19 protein-coding genes are annotated in these 20,129 nt (G+C 62.3%); 6 read left to right on the top strand and 13 right to left on the bottom strand.

Annotated features, from left to right (window positions below):
• Positions 1 to 61: 61 nt before the first annotated feature.
• Entirely contained in the window at positions 62 to 1,339 is a 1,278-nt protein-coding gene (locus J2T23_RS09320; RefSeq protein WP_307359310.1) for an O-antigen ligase family protein, read from the bottom strand.
• A gap of 524 nt (positions 1,340 to 1,863) precedes the next feature.
• Between J2T23_RS09320 and J2T23_RS09325 the strand changes: the two genes are divergently transcribed.
• The 4 genes from J2T23_RS09325 to J2T23_RS09340 all read left to right on the top strand — a co-directional run bounded on the left by J2T23_RS09325 (position 1,864) and on the right by J2T23_RS09340 (position 6,641).
• Positions 1,864 to 3,252, top strand: coding sequence for a sugar transferase (locus J2T23_RS09325; protein WP_477732483.1), 1,389 nt, complete (start codon positions 1,864 to 1,866; stop codon positions 3,250 to 3,252).
• A gap of 73 nt (positions 3,253 to 3,325) precedes the next feature.
• The gene (locus J2T23_RS09330; RefSeq protein WP_307359311.1) at positions 3,326 to 5,173 is read left to right on the top strand and encodes a DUF4012 domain-containing protein; all 1,848 of its coding nucleotides are present in this window, start codon (positions 3,326 to 3,328) and stop codon (positions 5,171 to 5,173) included.
• A 170-nt stretch (positions 5,174 to 5,343) separates the two neighbouring features.
• Positions 5,344 to 5,940, top strand: a complete 597-nt coding sequence (locus J2T23_RS09335; RefSeq protein WP_307359313.1) for an LPXTG cell wall anchor domain-containing protein — start codon at positions 5,344 to 5,346, stop codon at positions 5,938 to 5,940.
• Positions 5,941 to 6,287: 347 nt separating this feature from the next.
• Positions 6,288 to 6,641: a VanZ family protein gene (locus J2T23_RS09340; protein ID WP_307359315.1), complete on the top strand. Its 354-nt coding sequence runs from the start codon at positions 6,288 to 6,290 to the stop codon at positions 6,639 to 6,641.
• An 8-nt stretch (positions 6,642 to 6,649) separates the two neighbouring features.
• Here J2T23_RS09340 and galU read toward each other — a convergent pair whose 3' ends face one another.
• The 12 genes from galU to paaA form a co-directional block, all read right to left on the bottom strand.
• Positions 6,650 to 7,540, bottom strand: a complete 891-nt coding sequence (galU, locus tag J2T23_RS09345) for a UTP--glucose-1-phosphate uridylyltransferase GalU (RefSeq protein ID WP_307359317.1) — start codon at positions 7,538 to 7,540, stop codon at positions 6,650 to 6,652.
• A 58-nt stretch (positions 7,541 to 7,598) separates the two neighbouring features.
• Complete coding sequence (locus J2T23_RS09350) at positions 7,599 to 8,507, bottom strand: nucleotidyltransferase family protein (protein ID WP_307359319.1); 909 nt, start codon at positions 8,505 to 8,507, stop codon at positions 7,599 to 7,601.
• 7 nt (positions 8,508 to 8,514) lie between these two features.
• The gene (locus J2T23_RS09355) at positions 8,515 to 10,077 is read right to left on the bottom strand and encodes a tyrosine-protein kinase domain-containing protein (RefSeq protein ID WP_307359321.1); all 1,563 of its coding nucleotides are present in this window, start codon (positions 10,075 to 10,077) and stop codon (positions 8,515 to 8,517) included.
• A 45-nt stretch (positions 10,078 to 10,122) separates the two neighbouring features.
• Entirely contained in the window at positions 10,123 to 11,340 is a 1,218-nt protein-coding gene (locus tag J2T23_RS09360) for a hypothetical protein (RefSeq protein ID WP_307359322.1), read from the bottom strand.
• A gap of 4 nt (positions 11,341 to 11,344) precedes the next feature.
• Entirely contained in the window at positions 11,345 to 11,626 is a 282-nt protein-coding gene (locus J2T23_RS09365; RefSeq protein ID WP_307359324.1) for a PqqD family protein, read from the bottom strand.
• Positions 11,626 to 12,180 carry a hypothetical protein gene (locus J2T23_RS09370; RefSeq protein WP_307359327.1) on the bottom strand — a complete coding sequence of 185 codons (555 nt, stop codon included), beginning with the start codon at positions 12,178 to 12,180 and terminating at the stop codon, positions 11,626 to 11,628. The genes J2T23_RS09365 and J2T23_RS09370 overlap by 1 nt, the downstream gene beginning before the upstream one ends.
• A 214-nt stretch (positions 12,181 to 12,394) precedes the next feature.
• Positions 12,395 to 13,183, bottom strand: a complete 789-nt coding sequence (locus J2T23_RS09375) for an enoyl-CoA hydratase/isomerase family protein (RefSeq protein ID WP_307359330.1) — start codon at positions 13,181 to 13,183, stop codon at positions 12,395 to 12,397.
• 25 nt (positions 13,184 to 13,208) lie between these two features.
• Positions 13,209 to 14,435: a 1,2-phenylacetyl-CoA epoxidase subunit PaaE gene (paaE, locus tag J2T23_RS09380; protein ID WP_307359333.1), complete on the bottom strand. Its 1,227-nt coding sequence runs from the start codon at positions 14,433 to 14,435 to the stop codon at positions 13,209 to 13,211.
• A gap of 10 nt (positions 14,436 to 14,445) precedes the next feature.
• On the bottom strand, positions 14,446 to 14,976 hold the full coding sequence (gene paaD, locus J2T23_RS09385; RefSeq protein ID WP_307359335.1) for a 1,2-phenylacetyl-CoA epoxidase subunit PaaD: 531 nt from the start codon (positions 14,974 to 14,976) through the stop codon (positions 14,446 to 14,448).
• On the bottom strand, positions 14,973 to 15,833 hold the full coding sequence (paaC, locus tag J2T23_RS09390; protein WP_307359338.1) for a 1,2-phenylacetyl-CoA epoxidase subunit PaaC: 861 nt from the start codon (positions 15,831 to 15,833) through the stop codon (positions 14,973 to 14,975). Before paaC ends, paaD begins: the two co-directional genes overlap by 4 nt.
• Positions 15,830 to 16,207, bottom strand: a complete 378-nt coding sequence (gene paaB, locus J2T23_RS09395; RefSeq protein WP_255173088.1) for a 1,2-phenylacetyl-CoA epoxidase subunit PaaB — start codon at positions 16,205 to 16,207, stop codon at positions 15,830 to 15,832. Before paaB ends, paaC begins: the two co-directional genes overlap by 4 nt.
• The gene (paaA, locus tag J2T23_RS09400) at positions 16,204 to 17,196 is read right to left on the bottom strand and encodes a 1,2-phenylacetyl-CoA epoxidase subunit PaaA (RefSeq protein WP_307359341.1); all 993 of its coding nucleotides are present in this window, start codon (positions 17,194 to 17,196) and stop codon (positions 16,204 to 16,206) included. Before paaA ends, paaB begins: the two co-directional genes overlap by 4 nt.
• 743 nt (positions 17,197 to 17,939) lie before the next feature.
• Between paaA and J2T23_RS09405 the strand changes: the two genes are divergently transcribed.
• Positions 17,940 to 18,959: a hypothetical protein gene (locus J2T23_RS09405; protein ID WP_307359344.1), complete on the top strand. Its 1,020-nt coding sequence runs from the start codon at positions 17,940 to 17,942 to the stop codon at positions 18,957 to 18,959.
• Positions 18,960 to 19,372: 413 nt separating this feature from the next.
• The gene (locus J2T23_RS09410) at positions 19,373 to 20,128 is read left to right on the top strand and encodes a phosphatase PAP2 family protein (RefSeq protein WP_307359346.1); all 756 of its coding nucleotides are present in this window, start codon (positions 19,373 to 19,375) and stop codon (positions 20,126 to 20,128) included.
• Position 20,129: the final 1 nt, after the last annotated feature.

Raw genomic sequence — 20,129 nt, forward strand, 5'->3', positions numbered from 1 at the left:
AATACTTTTCCTTACGACGCGCATAGATGTTAGATACGGCATTTCCGAGCGAAAACTGTGGTCAGCCCCCAGGGGGCGGCGTAGATGTTTCGCTTTTACGCATCATTGGCGCAATTTTAGTTGTAACTACATAGAAGATTATCAACAGGCCTAGCGGCTTCGAGATTCTTGTTTCAACAATTGAGTAAATTCCAAGAACTGTGACAATCACCAAGGGAAAAACGGCAGAGATAGTGGCCCTCGTCGTGAGTAAGAGCCTCAACCAAGCGAGCCCCTTTAGCAGGGAAATAAACACGCATACACCAAATGACGCTAATCCGAGTATCCCGACCTGAATTAGTACGTCTAAGTAGCTATCGTGGGAGTGGTAGATGCGGTAGTTGAATTGACGAGCAACCCAGTCCGCCACATAGCTGCCATCCAGCCAGACCGCATCCCATCCATACCCTAGCCAGGGACTGTGGCTCCACGCCTCCACCACATAAGGCCATATAGTCGTTCTTCCAGTCAGAGTTTCGTCCCTACCAAGCAAGCCAGTCACGGTGGCAAATTGGGTGGGAATGAACCAGAAAGCGAACGCTGTGATGAGAAGGTAGTAGGTAATAATGAAGGGGCGCAGACGGGCGTTTACTTTTGGCATAATTCGGAAACCAACCGCCAAGGCTACGCCTATAACCGACATGGCCAAAGCCGTGCTTGACGCGGACCATGCGACCCCAAGGGCAAACAAAAGCAGTGCCATGATGCCGTATCCTCGGCGCCCTTTTAGCATGAGCCTAGGGGTAGAACACAAGGCGACCAGACCAACGGTCATAACGTAGCCCATCTGATTGCGATGTTCATATATTCCCCGGAGCGATCCATACTTGTACGTCTCGTTCACCAGGCCAAGGTCGGGCCGCAGTACAGACAGAATGATCGAGGCGGCCAATGCCGCACCGGCCCCCAGCGCGATGCCCTCGACGAGGGCTGGCAGCTTCACCTTTGCAGCGAATAAGACACTCAACGCAAAAACAGAGGCGAGGGAAATAGTTCCCGTAATGGTCTCATCTGGGAGAATGCTCCAACCAGATGAGGCAGCCGCGATACCAACGAATGTGAACGGGGCTAATGCCCACCATGCCATGGCGGAGCTCTTGTCCCGCAGAAGCGTGACCACGGCTATAACCAGAAGGACACCTATCGGAAGGATGCCGTGATTTGTTGTCAGGGCTGTTGGTTCGGAGGTAATAAAAAACGCGGCAGCCACTAAAACCACATGCTTGCGTCGGGCTACTCCAGAGATCCCAGATAAATCAGACTCAACCTTCGGAGCAACCCCAAGCGACGGGTGGACCATTCTGGCTCCTATTCACAGGCTTTCCACGAGAGGATAGTGGACGGTTAGTTGCGCGCCGCACTTGGCCAGGAGTAACCACGAGTCATCATAAAAGTTCACCGAGACCCCCCGAGTCCAACAGAAGGATATCCCATCCAAGCTCCTAGTCGTTTCTGGGTCAGCCGCTCCCGACGAAGGCTTGGGGGTCGACCCCTCAAAAGCGCAGGCTCTTCCACGGGGCAGCGATCACAGAGTACGCCTCGATGCGTCTCGGTCGGCAGGCTGCGTCGGGGACACAGGGAAGGATGAGATGGTCAAGGGACGGCGGAACCGTCACGGCGGGTAGTTCTTTGGCTACCAGCAGGAGGCTACTTTTCGGGATGGGCAAAGCCCTGTCGGCTGCATCAGACGACATACTATTGGCGATTTGTAGCCTGGTTGTATCCTGTTCGGGTCACTCGCCGATTGAGTGTCAACTAGGGTTATGGGGAAATCACTTGCGGGAAATATCAGATTGGAGGGTCCGAGCGACTCGTACCCTAAGGTTGATCGACGCCCTCGTCGTGATGTGGGCAATAGCCGGAGCCTACGTCTTGAGGTTCGGCGTAGATACGGACACTGCAAGCGAGAATAAAGAATCACCCTATATTTGGCTCTCAATTGTTCTGGCCATCATTTGGTGGTTGATGCTCGGGGCTTGGAACACTAGGCAAAGCCGGATCCTAGGTTCAGGCTCTGAAGAATACAAGAGAGTGGCAGCGGCCTCTCTCTGGTTATTCGGCCTGGTAGCCATATTTTCTTACGTCTTGAGGGTTGATACTGCCCGCGGGTATGTAGGCATCGCGCTTCCGGTAGGTTTGCTGGGGCTCCTTCTCTCCCGATGGCTTCTTCGGCAGCACTTGAGCGTCAAACGCCACGGCGGCGACAACATGTCAAACCTTATGTTGATAGGTGGTCCAGCAGCCGTTGCGCATCTTGCCGGTTCGCTCCTACGCGCCAAACATGCGGGTTACAGACCAATTGCGGCATACACTCCCGGCAGCGTCGAAGACATGCAGTACGAGCCAGCATCCGGGCTGCCAATCTTAGGCCGAAGTACAGATGCAAAATCTATTCTGTCTGCCCTTGATTCGTGTGAAGCTGACGCCGTCGCTATTTCCGCCGGCGTCCAGCTCCACCCGCAGACCTTACGGCACCTTGGCTGGGAATTATCAGCCCGTAATGTAGGACTTATCATGGCACCGGCACTTACCGACATCGCCGGTCCAAGAATCCATACGCAACAAGTGGCAGGGCTCCCACTGATCCACGTGACGACGCCCACTCTCGAGGGAGGTCAGAGGGTTGCGAAGCGGCTGATGGATGTTGTGGTTTCTTTCATTCTTATTGTTGCTTTTCTGCCAATAATGCTGATGTTAGCGTTCCTCATAAAACTGGACAGCCGCGGCCCCGTGCTGTTCCGCCAGGAAAGAGTTGGCCAAGAGGGAACTCGCTTCAAAATGTTGAAGTTTCGGTCAATGGTCGTTGATGCTGAACAGCAGCTAGCCTCGCTTGCGGGAAAGAACGAAGGTAACGGGGTACTCTTCAAAATCCGTAAAGATCCAAGGGTCACTCGTATTGGCGGGCTGCTTCGGCGCTTCAGCTTGGACGAGTTACCTCAACTTCTTAATATCTTGGGTGGGTCAATGAGCTTGGTCGGGCCCCGTCCCCCCCTCCCTCAAGAGGTTGAAGCTTACGAGCACGATGCTCGCCGGCGACTTTTGGTGAAACCCGGACTAACAGGCCTTTGGCAGGTCAGCGGACGATCAGACCTATCGTGGCAGGACTCTGTAAGGTTAGACCTTTATTACGTAGAAAACTGGTCTCTTGCGGGAGATCTGGTCATTATTCTCAAAACCGCCCGAGCGGTCTTCACAAGTACTGGTGCCTACTAGGTTTAGCAAGCGGCCTCTCTACAGACCAGAAAGCTAGCGCACGGTGAGAAATTCCACAACAGGGAGCAACAGGGTGCAACGTAATTATTGGGCCGCTCATCAAAAGACAAAAACACCACGCCATGCAGCCAGAAGATACTTCTTTATTGGGCTGGGTGGCATTTTGCTGATAGGCGTAGCACTATGTGGATGGCTCGGCTTTCGTGCTGCAGTAATCCGGAACGAGTTGCAGTCTGCTATTCAGCTTGTCCCTCCGCTCCGAGAGAGTCTGACGGGCGACGGCAAGGAGCGGGCGACGGAAATAACACAGCAACTCACGGCCCATACAGCAGCAGCTCGTGAGGCTTCAAACGATCCGTGGTGGACTATGGCCTCCGGCCTCCCCTGGCTCGGCAACAACATAAGTGCCATATCTGAGATGGCTCGTTCTGCCGACGACGTTGCGGCCCTCGGCCTCAAGCCGCTTGTACAGGTTTACGATTCATTGGACTGGGAAGTATTGGTCCCAAGTGACTCTGGCGCAGACTTGACTCCCCTAGTGCAAGCGTCCACCAAGGTCAAGGCGTCCGCAGGCGCTGTGCGTCTCTCTGCAGATCGACTAAAAGGTATCGATAACGCCCGGCTCGTTCCGGACATATCCGAACCGCTAGGTGACGCTAAACAACAATTGACGGAAATAGCAGATGCATTAGACGTAGCGGCTGATGCTGCTCAGATCTCGCCCCAAATGCTCGGAGTAGATGGTCCACGCACCTATCTGCTGATTATCCAAAACAATGCTGAATCCCGAGCTTCCGGAGGCATACCGGGCGCCCTGGCAGCCATGACCGTTGACCACGGGAAGCTGTCACTCGGCATTCAAAGCAGCGCTGGCGATGTCGGAATAATGTCGCCCCCGCTCCCTGTGGATCGACAGCAACAGCAGATCTACTCGGGAAGGCTCGGGAAGTATATGCAGGACGTCAATCTCACTCCCGACTTCCCCACTGCTGCTGCGACCGCTCGAGGCATGTGGGAACAAAAGACCGGACAGCGGGTCGACGGCGTGATTTCCATTGATCCTGTCGTTCTGAGCTACATCCTCCAGTCAACTGGTCCTGTACCCGTGGGAGGACCCGAATTGGCCGCTTTCAAGGCCGCCGGCCTGCCGACCGAGTTGACGGGCAGTAACGTAGTTGCCACGCTCCTCTCCGAGGTTTACGCAAAGGTCCAACAACCCCGACTGCAGGACGCATATTTCGCGGGGGTTGCCAAAGAAGTTTTTTCAGCTTTTTCAAGCGGCAAAGCAGAAGCCAAGGGGCTCATCAACGGCCTTACGCGCGGAGTCGAGGAGAGACGCGTCCTAGTGTGGTCCGCTAACAGCCCGGAGGAAGCGATAATCACGAAATATGCTCTTGGCGGCTCGACTTCGGGTCCGAGCGTATCGGCATCCCAATTTGGCGTCTACTTCAACGACGGGACGGGCGCCAAAATGGACTACTACGTCAAGAGAACCGTCCAATTGATTAAGGACTGCCCTGCAGACGGCTACGAGCAGACTACTGTTCGGATTTCGAGTACGAATACGGCACCCGCGGATGCTTCCACGTCCTTACCTCCGTACGTCACAGGCGGCGGGGCTTTCGGTGTAGCGCCTGGTTCCGTGCAAACCAACATCGTTGTCTATGGCCCCGTCCAGGCTAATGTCGAATCAGCGACTACCAACGGCCAGAAGATTCCGTTCGCACCATATCTGCATGCGATGAGACCTGTAGGCGTTGTAGCACAGCAACTCGCGCCAGGCGAAAGTAAGACGGTCGACTTCACCTTTGGAAAAATCGTTCAGCATACAGAACCTAACGTGGTTGTCACACCCACTGTCCAGCATGTAAAGGACGTTATCTTGCCCACTGAAAACGCATCCTGCAATCTCGGCCAGTGACTGTTGCGTAAACACTATGTAAACCGACTGGATTGAGGTTGGTCACAACCGATCCGGGATGGTACCTTCTATCTGGGATATTTATCCGTAGTTCTGCACATGGTCTCGTGCGGAGGGGACATCTCCCCAAAATCGGGTATCAAAACTTAAACGTCTCCGGGGGGACACACATGAAGAAGACTTTCGCTGCACTCGCGCTTGCAGGCTCCATCGCACTGATCGGCTCGGCACCAGCCATGGCCGCAACCTACCCGGCACTTCCGCCGCAGGCCGCCGTCTCAGATGGCACCGTCGGTCCGGGCGAATCCTTCGTCTTCCGCGGCCAGGGCTTCCGTGCCGGCGAGCCGCTTATCATCACTGTCACGCCGGGCCAGGCTCCTGCCTCCAACGGCGCAGGCGTTGGTAACCGAGCGGTTGCCGCTCGCATCGCCGTCGTGACTGCAGCCCAGAACCTGTCAGCAACTGCCGACGCACAGGGTGCCGTATCCCTGCCCATTTCGATCAGCGAAGCCGGCACCTACTCCATCACCGCAACCGGCACGCAGTCCGGCGTTACCGTCGGTCCCGTCACCGTTACCGTTGCAGCCTCTTTGGCGAACACGGGCGGCAACGCTGCTGGTGCTCCGCTCGCTAACACCGGTCTGGCCAACACCGGTGCCGACTCCGGGCTGATCCTGTGGACCCTCGTGGGCGCAGGTGCACTGGCCGCCGGTGCAACCTCCGTAGTGGTGGTTCGCCGCCGCGCCAAGGCCGAAGTTACTGCCTAGCATTATTGCTCTTTAGCAGAAAAAAAGGTGGGTGTATCTCCGGAAACGGAGATGCACCCACCTTTTGCTTTGTGTGGTAGTTATTTGATCATGGGGAAGACAGTGGCACAGAGCACCACTCGAATACGACTTTTCATTTCAGCGCCCCCGACCGCAGGTGATGGCCTACGGACTCCTCGTTCTACTAGCGGCGTGTGCACTGGCCACAACCGTATTCGCCCTTCTACGAACGTCCTGAGGTTCGCTTGACGCCCACTCATAACCGCCGGCATTGGCAGCTGATTCTTGCTGGTATGGCTGTGCCCTTGGCCCTCATCGCGTTTTGGCCGTCACCTGTGGACAAGCCAGTGTCAGGACAGCTCGCGTCAATCTTCGTATTCCTCCACAAACACGGAATACCCAGCTGGTTTAACTACAGTTTTGTAGAGGCATCCGCCAACGTGGTGTTATTCATCCCCTTGGGATTTGCGGCTTCCAAGGCATTTCCCAAAAAAAGCTGGTGGCAAATTGGCGCATTCGGTCTGCTGGTTTCCGGCTGCATTGAACTGGGTCAACAGCTGTTTCTTCACGACCGCTTTGCAAGCCCGTCAGATGTCGTGACCAATACATCAGGTGCTGTCATCGGGGCGTTGCTAGCCCTGTGGGCCACGAAAAAGGGAAGGCCCACCACCTTCCGGCAACAGGCCTTCCCAGAGCGCTAGAAGCCAGACTAACCCACGAAGCCCTTCATCCAGGTTTTCAGGTCCTCACCGAATTCCACGCGCTCGGAAGCCAGGGTGATGACGGCCTTGAGGTAACTCAGCTTGTCACCCGTGTCGTACCGGCGACCCTTGAAAACCACGCCGTAAACGCCCGAGCCTTCGCCCTCGCCGGCTGCAAGGGTCTGCAGGGCGTCCGTGAGCTGAATCTCGTTGCCGCGGCCAGGCTCGGTGTTTTCCAGAACGCCGAACACATTGTGGTGCAGTACGTAGCGACCGATAACTGCCAGGTTGGACGGTGCATCAGCAACAGCGGGCTTCTCCACCAGGCTGTTGACGCGGACATAGTCCTCGCCGTCGACGGCAGCGATGTCTGCGCAGCCGTAGGCGCTGATCTGCGACGGATCAACTTCGATCAGTGCGATCACGGAACCGCCAGTCTTCTGCTGCACCTCCATCATGGTGCCCAGCAGGTCCTCAGCCTCGTCGATGAGGTCGTCACCCAGCAGAACGGCAAACGGCTCGTCCCCCACATGCTGCCGCGCGCACAGGACCGCGTGGCCAAGGCCCTTCGCCTCGCCCTGGCGGACGTAGTGGATGGGGCCCAAGTTAGACGCGTATTCCACCATGCCCAGCTTGGTCTTGTCGCCCTTGGCCTCGAGCGCAGCCTCAAGGCCAGGCTCGCGGTCGAAGTGGTCCTCCAGCGCGCGCTTGTTGCGCCCTGTGATCATCAGCAGGTCAGAGAGGCCTGCGTTGATCGCTTCCTCCACCACATACTGGATGGCCGGTCGGTCAACCACCGGCAACATTTCCTTCGGCATTGCCTTGGTGGCGGGCAGGAAGCGTGTTCCCAATCCGGCAGCAGGAATGACGGCTTTGGTAATAGCTTTCCCCGTAGTCATAGCTGAACCTTAACAAATTTGGTGGGTTAACCGGCAATCGGATATGGATCAGGACCGCTTAATCACCGCTGGCTGAGAGCTTGCGGAGGCTTCGCGCGATCCGCGGAAGGGCACGGACGAAGCGCCACCACCGGGCGCAATGTTGCCGGAGTTGTCCAAACAAGGACATGTCTGCGTAGATGTTTCCACTGAGGAAGACCTCCCGCGTGGGGAAGAGCGCCCCCCACAGTAGCCTTGGTTTCTCGCTCCAAGGCGCCTGCAAGATAGCCAAGAGCCGTGCGCTCCCCGGATCCTGCGCTGCCACACGGTTGCGCCACTCCGGAGAGGGCTCCGGCCAGACAACAGTGATACTACTGGGAAGAAGGACTTCCAGGAACGGCCGAACGGCCGCCAGAGAGTTTGTCGCCCGGGCGACCTCCAGGAGTTCCTCTGCCAGGATCTCCCGGCGTGTGAGGTCAGCAAGGTAATCGAGCTCGTGCCGGCAAGCGGGCAGGGCGGGAGAGCGCAGGGCGTGCAGGGCCAAAAACAGGACGCCAAGCTCCCTGCTCGGAACAGTAAGCTGCTGTCCCGCAAGTTCAAGGGTTTCAGTGTTCGCCCATAAGCTTTCGAAGCAGTCGGGCCTTTCCATGCCTGGAAAGCGGAAATGTACGTCTATACAGCACGGCCACTCGGGGTGGTGGACGGTGACGGAGTGCTTTGGGAATGTCCTGCTATCGGGATCGACCGGCCGTTCACGCCAGCCCCGCTCATGCAGTCCCTGCATCAAGTCCTCTAGCCGCACCGGATCAACGACGACGTCCACATCTGCGGATACCTTGGCTTCGCGAAGCCCCTGAAGGACGCTTACCGGTCCCTTGATGAAGAAGGCCCTGATACCCAGGCCGGCCGCCAGACCCGCCACCAGTGCATGGCCCAGGAGAACACCCTCCGGGATCTCGAGCTGGGTTCTACGCGACGCATGGGTCACGGCATACCTACACTCTCGCCCTGCGGCCGCCCGGCGCAGCTTCCAGTGCCGCAAGAACGTCCTCTTCCTCCCCGCCCTGCAAGGACGACATCGTTGGGGAGGGAATGGGGGCAGCTTTATAGGTCCCGTAGTACGAGTAGGCGTCCGTGCCCTTGAGCGGGACGTAATTGAGGACAGCACCCAAGACGCGCCCCTTCACCTTCTCGAGGTTCCCAAGGGACTGGTCCAGCTGCTCCTGGGTGGTCTTGCCAGTGCGGATGACAACGATTGCGCCGTCCGCTGCCCGGGACAGGACAGCAGCATCAGTCACCGGAAGAAGCGGCGGTGCGTCGATGAGGACCACGGCATCCTTCGACAAGGTGGCAAGCATATTCTTCATGGCCCGGGACCCGAGCAGTTCGCTGGGGTTGGGCGGGATCCGCCCCGATCCCAACACCGAGAGGTTCGGCAGGGCTCCCCACGGCTGCAGGACGTCAGCCAGATCGGCCGTGCCCGTGAGCACATCGGTGACCCCGACACCCGGTACAAGGTTAAAAACGTCCACCAGCGTGGGCCGGCGAAGATCGCCGTCGACTACCACGACATTTTCACCCGCTGCCGCCATGGTGACCGCAAGGTTGGCCGTCACAGTCGATTTGCCCTCGGCTTGGAGCGAGCTGGTGACCACGATGACCCGGGGTGGCTGGTCCACGTCCAGAAAGCTGAGGTTGGTGCGCAGTTCGCGGAGAGCCTCCGCCATGGCCCCGCCGGCGTCGTGCAGCTGCGCTGCGGTGCCGGCGTCCACGATGGTGCTCTTCTCGTCCAGCCGGTGGTCTACCGGGAGGGTGCCGATGACGGGGACGCCGAACATCCGTTCAATGTCCGCTGCCCTGCGGATCCGGCGGTCCAGGTGGCGGCGGATGAGTGCGTACGCCAACCCGAGGGCCAAACCGAAGAGGGCGCCGAGCGCCAGGTTAAGCTTGGTGTTAGGTGACGTGGGGCTGGTGGGCAGGACGGCTTTGCCCAGCGGGAGGACGCGGACTGCCGTTGCTGCATCGGCTTGTGTTCCGGCGTCGGGCGTTGCTGCGGCACCGGCAGCCGACTCGGCGGAGGGCGCTGTCTCGATGGCTTCCACCTGCGCTGCAAGGCCATTCACCCAGGCGTCCGCTACCCGCTGGGCGGTGGCGGGATCAGTCGACTGTGAGGTGACCCTGATCTCTGCCGTGTCTAGCGGCACCTTTACGCTGATGCTGCTGAGCAGGGCATCGGCAGTGGTTTTCAGGTCCAAGGCCTGAATAACCCGGTCAGCAACCAGCCGTGATTTTGCCACCGACTCGTAGTTCTTGACCTTGGCCTTGGCGAGGCTGTCGCCGGCCAGTGCGAGGCTCACGTTGTCCGAGCCCGGCGTGACCACAATGCCGCTGGAATCGGAAGAGTAGACCTTTGGCTGGAGAACGGTCCAACCAGCGGCGGCCATTGCGGCCAGCAGGGTGAAGACCACAATGGCCTTCCAGTACGTCCGGAGGACGTTCAAGTAGTCTGCCAGGTCCAGTCCTGGGGATACCTCAGCAGGGGCTGCTGTTGTGCTCATTGTGGGTTCCTAAACTCAAGTAATTGTGCTCGGCGTGCTGGAGATTCAGCTGCCGGCGCGTTCCAGAATCGACTTAGCGACGAGTTGCTCTACGGCTCCTGCGACAGCGCTTCGGTAGCCTTCCGGCTTCCCGTGCACACGTGCCACGTAATCAGTCAGCTGGCCTAGGCTGACAGGGGCAGCGCTGGCTTCCCAGACCGCCGGGCCGATGCCGGACAGGCGCACTATCTGGTTGTCCAGCATGACGAGCAGATCCGTGCCTATGGACACGGCATCCTGCGGAGCGGTGCGGTGAATGCTGCCAGCCGGGGTGTGCGGCTCCCGGACGCCTCGGCCTGCTGCCGGTTTCCAGTCCGTGTGAGCCGCCGGTTGTGGGCGGAAAAGGGGTTCCAGCGCGGCCGGGAGGTCTGCAGCCTCGGTGTAGGTCGCCTGCCACACACCCCCAACGCTTTGGATGAGACGACACAGCGACTGCAGCGGATCCACAACTTCTCCCTGGGAAGACGAATCCGGGATCAGCGCCAGGACCGCGTCTGCCAGCGGTACCCGCTCCAGCACCGGGGCTACCGGCAGGTCCCCTTGGACCCGGTTCAGCAGCACGATCGACTGGATGTAGGGCGACGCGGGCGCCAGCTGAAGTCCAAACTCGTCCGGGGATGCCTGGCGTTTCGGAGTTCCGGCCTCCTGTTTCACGGAAAGCGGCTTGGGATATGGAATCACGGAGCCATCCCAGGCAATGGCCACGGTCTCGTCAGTGACATAGCCATAACTTCTGGCCAGTACGGAGGCCGCGGTGGTCTTTCCCGTTCCCGATTTGGCCACCAGCGCCACCACTGCTCCGGTGGCTGGATGCGCTACCCCGCAGGCGTGGAGCATGGTCAGTTCGCCGGCGTTGGCCATGATGGCGGCAATGGTTAGCCGGGACGTCAGGTTCTCTGCCAGCTCCTCGAAGGAGGCGGCCGCGAGCTGGAACGTTGCCGCCGGATGTTTGGCGGAGGTGCTGGTGACCGAGGCGGTGAAGCGGCTCCCCGGCGTGGGCTCCGGCGGCTCTGGTGGCAGCTGAGGTTCCTCAGTACTGATGCACCGGGCCCATACGGAGCTCATGCTGACCCGCTGCTGCCAGCTGACCGCAGGGCCCCAGCGGACCACGAACTGCTGCCCCAAAACATCCAAGGGCAGAAGATCACTGCCCTTTGCCAGTTCCTCGAGCAGGCGCTGCTCCCAGGCCAGCTCTACGCTTCCCGTGATTCCCGCTGCCATCATGCCGTTAGTGGGAAACGCCGCGGGCAGCCTCGATGAGACGCTGCTCTTCGAGGGTGGCAAGGAAGCTTTCCACCTGGGCCTGCATCTGCCCCGACTGATCCTCGAAGGTTGCCTCAAGCTCGGAGAAAATCTCCTGCTCGCTGCGCCGTCCATCGATCAGATCCCAGATCACGGCAGCAGTGCCTTCCAGAACCACGGGCTGGCTTGCATCGAGGTGCAGGAGTGCAACCCGCGCCCGGGGTTTGGTGCAGACTTCGGCGACCAGGCCGCCACGTTTCCAGACCATCAGGGGTACGTCACGGTCAAAGTGGACGGGACCGCCGTCAAAGTCGTTCCGCTGTTCAGGGTGACTTGTAAGGCAACATCGTAAATGTAGGTGCCCTTGGTTGCCTTGTCGGTATAGCTGAATGAAGAAAGCACGAAAGTTAGCGCATTGGCTCCAGCAGCCGCAGATACGCTCCCTGCAAAAGAGGAGCTTTGCTTGTTTTGCGAAACTGAGTTCGTTCCGCTTCCCTGTGAAACAGCGCCGATAGAAATCAGTGCTTTCTGGTTCTTGTCACGAGCGGTGAAGGTGACGCTGTACGACACCGTGGGACCAGTGAACGAACTGCCCGTTTGAATGGTGAAACTCGTGGGCCCGGAAGCCGACGTTGCCCGAGCCACGGCCAGCGAGGATACCAGTCCCAAGGTGGCAGAAGCGGAAACCGGCGTCCCCGGAGACGCGGCAGCGGCGGGAGCAGCGATGGCGGTGGCAATAACCGGGAGCGACCACGCGACACCCGCGGCGACGCGGCGTCGGCTTATCCCGCCCTTTTCTTCCTGACCGATTTTCTCGTTCAAAACCTCAGACAATTGTGCCCCCAGAGTAGGTTCCCGGATGCGGCTGCCCAGGTGAGACCGGCAGGGCGCATCGACCGGTTTGCCCGGCTTCGCCTACTCTTACGAACGCAAATAAAGATTTCTGAAACGGCCTTGCAAGGTTTACTCAAGAATTCTGCAAGGCTTGATAAAGGGGAATTACTCGGGTTTCGCTCCCCACCGAGTTACGACGGGCTCAACCAACGAGTCCGGTGAACTTCGGCTCGCGCTTCTCCTGGAACGCCCGGAAACCCTCTGCGTAGTCGTCGGTCTTGCAGAGGCGTGCCTGCTCGTCGTTCTCCTCCTGCATGGCCTGCCACAGGCCCAGGCGCTGGTCACGGATGTGCGCCACCAACTCCTTGGACGCAACAAAGGCACCGGTAGCGCCGGCAGCCACCCGCGAAACGATCTCCCGCGTCGAGTCCAGCAACGAGTCGGCCGGCATGGCGCGGCTGAACATCCCCTGCGCCACCGCCTCGGCTCCCGAGATCAGGTCCGCCGTGTAGATCAGGTCCAGCGTCCGGTGCATGCCCAGCCGCTCGGTGAAGTACCAGTGCCCGCCGGAGTCCAGCGTGGCCCCCAGCTTGGCGAACGGCGAGCCGAACTTCGCGTTCTCCGCCACGTACACCACGTCCGTGGCCAGCAGCAGCCCCAGCCCCACGCCCAGGCATGCCCCCTGGGCCGCAGCAAAGGTGGGCGCCGGGAACGCAGCCATCTTCTGCAACAAAGGCTCAACCAGCCCGCCCAGGTACGCCGCGGCGTCATCGTTCTCCGGGGTGACCCCGGCGATGTCCCGGCCCGCGCAGAAGGCCCGTCCCTCTCCCCTCAGCAGGAGTGCCCGCACCTCACCGCGTGAGGCGGCGGCAGCAGCGTCGTCGTACGCCTGCGCTAAATCCCGCAGCGCCTGCTCATCCAGCGAGTTCAGCTTGTGAGGGGCGTCCAGCACTACCTCGGCGATGCCGTTGCTGATGGAAAGGGAAATCATGGGGCTCCTTCTAGTGAAAACGGTTTTAGACGTCGAAGTCGACCGTGACTTCCTTGCTGGCGGGGTGGCTCTGGCAGGTCAGGACGTAGCCCTTGTCCAGCTCATCCTGCTCCAGCGCGTAGTTCTCGTCCATGGTCACGCTGCCGGTGACCACCTTGGCCCGGCAGGTGCCGCACACTCCCCCGGCGCACGCGAACGGCACGTCCGGGCGCACCCGCAGCGCCGCGTTCAGGATCGACTCGCGGGCGTGCGTTGGGCTGGCCACCTCGCCCTGCAAACCGTCCAGCTTGAACGTGATCTTGTACGTCTCCTTGGACTCGTCCACCACCACGGGACGGCCGGCGTGGCCCTCCGGGCGGTCCGGCTTGCCGGAGGTGAACAGCTCGAACCGGACGTTCTCGGGCTTCACACCGCGCTCGGCCAGGGTGTCCCGGCACAGCTGGACCAGCTCGAACGGCCCGCACAGGAACCATTCGTCCACATCGTCCGCGTGCAGGGCGGTGCCCAGCAGCTGCTGCAGCTTCTCCGAATCGATGCGGCCGGAGAGCAGCGGCGCGATCCGCTGCTCGCGGCTCAGCACGTGGTGGATGGCCAGCCGCTGCGGGTACTTGTCCTTCAGGTCCGCCAGCTCCTCCAAGAACATCACGTCCATGGCGGCCTTGTTGGCGTAGATCAGGTCGAACCGGGTGTCCGGGTTGGCGGCCAGCAGCGTCCGGGCGATGGCGATCACCGGGGTGATGCCGGATCCGGCCGCGATGGCCACGAAGTTCCCGGGCTCCCCCGCGAGGTCCTCCGGGTGGTTCATGGAGTTCATGACGTTCTGCTCCACGGCCTGCCCGTCCCGGCCGTGCTTGGACACGAACGCGCCCATGGGGCTCATCACGTCCAGGGTGTCCCCCGCCTTCAGCTGGGCGTTGGCCCACGTGGAGAACAGCCCGCCCAGGTCCTTCTTGATGGCCACGCGGATCTCGCTGGTGCCGTCCGCGAAGCTGCGCGGCTCGGCGCAGATGGAGTAGCTGCGGCGGATTTCCTTCGGCTCGCCGGTTTCATCCGGCAGCGTGGTGCGCAGGGCCACGTACTGGCCGGGCAGGTAGTCGAACTTGCCGGCGAGCTCGGCCGGCACGTGGAAGCTGACCTCGATGGCATCGTCGGTGAGCCGGCGCACCTCCTTCACCGCAAGGGAATGGAAGGACGGACGACGGCGGCCGGTCACCTCAGCCTCTTCGGCGGCGGTCTGGCGGACAACAGGCATGGGGGCTTCCTTACAGGACTTTGAAGTAGTCGAACGGTTCCTTGCAGTCCTGGCACACATACAGCGCCTTGCAGGACGTGGAACCGAAGCGGGTGAGTTCCTTGGTGTTGAGGCTGTTGCACTGCGGGCACTTCACGGCCAGGCTCAGCCGGATGGGGCCGGAGTGGCCGCCGGCCCGGGAGTTGCCGCTGGGCGGGGCGATGCCGTACTCCTGCAGCTTCTGCTTGCCGGCCTCGGTCATCCAGTCCGTGGTCCACGCCGGGGCCAGGACCAGGTCCACGTGCACGTCCCCGTAGCCTTCCTTCTTGAAGGCGGTGTGGAGATCGTCACGGATGGCGTCCATGGCCGGGCAGCCCGAGTACGTGGGGGTGATGGTGACGGTAACGTCGCCGCCCGCCACGTCCACCTTCCGGAGGATGCCCAGGTCCGCGATGCTGAGCACCGGGATCTCCGGGTCCACCACGGTGGCCGCGATGTCCCAGGCCTTCTGCTCCGGGGTGCGGGTCCGGGATTCGAAATCCGAGATGTACACGGCAGTCACCAGCTGGCCCCGGGATGCTCGCGGGCCAGCACCTGCATCTCCGCGAGGATGTAGCCCAGGTACTCGGAGTGCTTGCCGTACCGGCCGCCGCCCGGGGCTGGGGGCACGTCCGGGACCTCAAGTTCAGCCTCTGCTAGGACGTCGGCGATGAGGCGGTCAAAGTCTTCCCGCAGGCTGGAAGGCGCGACGGCGGCACCCGCCTGGGCGAGCCTTTCGGTCAGTTCGTCGTCCTGGAACAGTTCGTTGACGTACGGCCACATGGTCCGCAGGCCGTGGATCATCCGCTGGCGGGATTCGTCGGTGCCGCCGGCGAGGCGCAGGACCCACTGGGTGCTGTGGTCGCGGTGGTAGTCCACTTCCTTGACGGCCTTGGCGGCGATGGCGGCCAGGGTGGCGTCCGTGGACTCGGTGAGGCGGCGGTACAGCTCGTACTGGTAGTAGCTCACCACGAACTGGCGGGCGATGGTGGCCGCGAAGTCCCCGTTGGGCTGCTCGAACAGCTGCACGGAGCGGAACTCATGCTCGCGGCGGAAGTAGGCCAGGTCATCCTCCGACTTGGCCGTGCCGTCCTCGTTGGGCATGCCGGCGCCTGCGTAGGTGAGGAAGCTGCGGGCGTGGCCCAACTGGTCCAGGGCGATATTGCCCAGGGCGATGTCCTCTTCCAGCTCCGGTGCGCGGGAGATCCAGTGGCCCAGGCGCTGCGCGAGGATCAGGGCGTCATCGCCCAGGCGGAGGGCGTACTCGGCGACGTCTTCGGTGGGCTTGGCCAGGCCGGTCTTGACCTCGAGTGCGATGTCCTCCGGGCGGAGGGCGTTGCCGGGGGTGATCCGGGTGGCGGAGGCGTTGGCTTCGCTCACAGGTGCTTCACTCCCTCGCTCTTGGTGTAGTACGTGGCGTGCCGGTAGTCCTTGCCCTGGGGCGACTCGAAGAAGGAACCCTTCGAGTCGGGGTCGCTGGCGGCGATGGCGTCCGCCGGGACCACCCAGATGGACACGCCCTCGTTGCGGCGGGTGTAGAGGTCCCTTGCGTTGCGGAGGGCCATGGCGGCGTCCGGTGCGTGCAGGCTGCCGGCGTGGACGTGGCTCAGGCCACGGCTGGACCGGACGAAGACCTCCCAGAGGCCCCACGTGGAGCGGTCGTGGTGATCCGGTGCGGGGCTGGCCTTGGGGGCTTCGCGGTTGATCTCGGTGGCCGAGCTGGCCGGGGTTTCCGGGTTGCCGTGCGGGCTCATGCTGCGTATTCCTTCGTCTTCTTTGACTGTTTTGCTGCGTAGGCGGCTGCTGCCTCGCGGACCCAGGCGCCGTCGTCGTGCGCTGCCCGCCGGCGCTCAAGGCGCTGGGCGTTGCAGGGACCGCGGCCGGCCAGGACTTCGTGGAACTCGTCCCAGTCCAGGGGACCGTGCTCCCACTTCCTGGTGTCCTCGTTGAAGCGGATCTGGTCATCCGGGAGGGTGAGGCCTAGGACCTTGACCTGCTCCACCATCATGCCCACGAACCGGCTGCGGAGCTCGTCATTGCTGAACCGCTTGATGTTCCAGGCCATGGACTGCTTGGAGTTGGGGGAATCGTCATCCGGCGGACCGAACATCATCAGCGCCGGGGCGTACCAGCGGTTCACCGCGTCCTGGGCCATCTGCTTCTGCTCGGGGGTGCCGTTGGAAAGTTCCAGGAGGATCTCGAAGCCCTGGCGCTGGTGGAAGGACTCTTCCTTGCAGACGCGCACCATGGCGCGGCCGTAGGGGCCGTACGAGGCACGGCACAGCGGGACCTGGTTGCAGATGGCTGCGCCGTCCACCAGCCAGCCGATGGCGCCCATGTCCGCCCAGGTGCGGGCCGGGTAGTTGAAGATGCTGGAGTAGCGGGCCTTGCCGGCGATGAGGTCGTCCATCATCTTGTCCCTGCTTTGGCCGAGCGTTTCTGCGGCCGAGTAGAGGTAGAGCCCGTGGCCGGCCTCGTCCTGGACCTTGGCCATGAGGATGGCCTTGCGCTTCAGGCTGGGGGCGCGGGAAATCCAGTTGGCCTCCGGCTGCATGCCGATGATCTCGGAGTGCGCGTGCTGGGAAACCTGGCGCAGGAGCGTCTTGCGGTACGCCGCCGGCATCCAGTCGCGGGGCTCGATGCGCGAGTCCTCGGCGATGATCCGGTCGAAGTGGGCCTGGCCTGCGGCGTCCTCTTCCGGGGTTAGCTCAGCCGGCACTGACTGCAAGTTCTGCGCTGCCATGGTTGCTCCTATGCAAAGACCTGTCGGGCGTCTCGGAATTATTTACCGACCGTTCGTTCAGGATATGCGGGAGCGTGCGCGGGCGTCAAGCGTGCCGTCCTCTTTTTCAACGCGCCGCCCGATCGCATGACCGGCCGTCGGCCGCATAAGCGGCGCTGGCCACCACCGTTTACGCGGGCTGCCCTCCCAACGCCCCATCACGTCCTGCCACGTTTTCCCCAACGCCCCATCACGTCCTGCCACCTTTTCCCCAACGCCCCATCACGTCATGCCACCTTTTCCCCAACGCTCCATCACGTCCTGCCACCTTTTCCCCAACGCCCCATCACGTCCTGCCACCTTTTCCCCAACGCCCAATCACGTCCTGCTCATGGCGCGGGCCGTCGTCGTCCTCTGCGGGAGCGGCGCAGCCACGCGGAGCGCCGACGACGCGCCTTGCCATTCTCGACGCGCACTTTCCTTTGCGACCCTCGAAGGTGCGGCGCGAGAAGGAATGTGCGCCGCGGAAGGGAATATGCGCGTCGCGGGCGGGGGCACGGCGGGGCCGGGGGCACGTGGGAGGGGCCGTCGTCGTGCATCACCGCCGAATCCCCTCCCCGTGTGGGGGCGCCAGCACTATGTCAACTCTGGTCTGCCTCCGATCCCGGGCATACAATGACCACGCCTTATTTGGCCCTGACAGACATCACAGCGCGGGTGCGCCACCCCATATAGCGACAGACACCGTTGGAAGGTGGATCGTCATGAGACGGTTCCTGGCCCTGCTTATTGCCGTTGCTTTGACGGGCGTCGCCATGCCCGCCCTGGGCTCCGGCGCCGCCCGGGCCGCAGCCGGACCGTGCATCGGGGCCCCTCCCGCCGATGGCACGTCCTACGCGGAAACCCGGCAATTCGTGGACGCCCAGTCGTGGTGGATGCCGGACGCCGACCAGGCCAACAACTCCGTCACCAACAACGGCCACGTCCATCTGGGTGCCTGCATTCCCGAGCGCGAAACCATCAGTTCCGGCAACTTCACCTTGAACGTGCGGGTGGTCCTCCACGACAACCCCGGCACGGCCGACTACGTCTCGATGGTGTTCCTCACGTCCAGCGGCGAAACGGCGGTCCAGAAGTGCTACCTGCGGGCCGCGGCGGCCGACTTCGCCTGCCCCGGTCCGTCCAGCACGGGCGGCGGCGACTTTGTGTGCAGTGGAACCTGCGAGCGCTGGCTGACATTCTCGCGGCCCCTCTCGGCATTCAGCCATTCGGGCCTGCAGGAGGTCCACCTCCGCGCGTTCGTGCCGGAGCCGAACGGCAACGAGATGCGGGCAAGCCTCAACTGGCAAACCGACATCCAGAACGGAAAGTCCCGGTCCGACGCCGCCCGGTACCCGTTCCTGCGCGGGAAGGGCTGGTACACCCACTCCGGGTACTGCGAAGCCTCGGTCCGCAGCGTCCCGATTCCCGACGCCCCGGTGTCCGGCGTCTGGACTCCCGCCGTGGGCCTGAGCACCCATCCCAACGGATCACTCCCGGCAACGCACTCCTTCATCTCGATCGACCCCGACTTCCACGCCGATCCGCCCAACCCCGGAACCGTCCTGTGGGATTCCGCCGGCCCCTACGGGCGGGCGTCCTTCGGTTCGGCGCCCATCGCGATCGACACCAGGACCCTGGCCAACGGCTTGCACAAGCTGCATCTCCGCACGTCGTGCCGGGACAACAAGCTGGGGTCCACGAATTCCGGGGTGACGGTGGTTCCGTTCATGGTGGCCAACTGATCCCGGCTTCTTCGACGCGCAGCTGCGTTTTCGACGCGCAGGTTCCTCTGTGCACCCCGCATATCCGGTTCGCCACGGAACCTGCGCCGCGGAGAGGAATATGCGCGTCGCCAGCGCCAGGGCAGGAATTGGTGCCGTGGCCGCCCAAGGTGCGGGCCGTCGTCGTGCGCTCCTGCCGATTTCGACGCGCGGCTGCAATTCCGACGCGCGGATTCCTCTGCGTACCCCGTATATCCGGTTCACCTCGGAACCTGCGCCGCGGAAGGGAATATGCGCGTCGCCAGGACCAGGGCCGGGGCCCAGTGCCCACCGGCGGAGCACGTTTCTTAAGCCTTTCTTAGGAACGGTGCGGGACGATCGAACCAGAGACCAGGACAGAACCCTGTCCACCGCCGGACCCCCGAAGGACTTCCGTGTACCAGCCAGCCCGTGACCGCCATGAGACCGCAACGCCCCGCACCCGCGCTGCTGCCGGCACCCAGTTCTCCGCGCTCCCCCAGCCCCGCCACTGGGTGCTGCTGGGCGTGCTGCTGTGCGCCGCCGTCGTCGCCCTGGGCCTGACGGTGCAGCTGACGCCCGGCGAAACCACGGCCGAGCTGCACGTGGACCAGGACCTCAGCCAGCACCACGTGGCCGCGCTGACCGCCATAGCCATGGCGATCAACGTCCTGTTCGCTCCCGTGGCGGGCGTATGCATCATCGCGGCGATCGCCCTGGTCCTCTGGCTGGTGCGCCGCGACTTCCCGAAGGCCGTCGCGTTCGGGCTCACGGCGTGCTCCGGCTGGGTGGCCAGCGAAGTCTTCAAGCTCATCATCGCCCGGCAGCGGCCCAACCCCGGCCTGCTCTACGATCCCCTGGCCCCGGAAACCGGCTCCAACAGCTTCCCCAGCGGCCACGTTTCCTTCGCCGTTGCCCTGGCCTTCGCGGTGTACTTCCTGAGCCGCGGCACCCGCTGGTCCAAGCCCGTGGCCGCAGCCGGCGCCGCCTTGCCCGTGATAGTTGCGTGGTCGCGGGTATATGTAGGGGTGCACTACCCCACCGATGTGATTGCCTCCTTCCTGGCGGCAGGCGCCGCGGTGGTCCTGCTCGCCGGACTCTGGAACCGTTTTGGCCCCCGGCTCCTGGACCGCCTGCCCGCAGCGCTTACCGCCCCTGCCAGCCGACACTAAG

This window comes from Pseudarthrobacter niigatensis (assembly GCF_030812615.1).
Lineage (GTDB): Bacteria > Actinomycetota > Actinomycetes > Actinomycetales > Micrococcaceae > Arthrobacter > Arthrobacter niigatensis.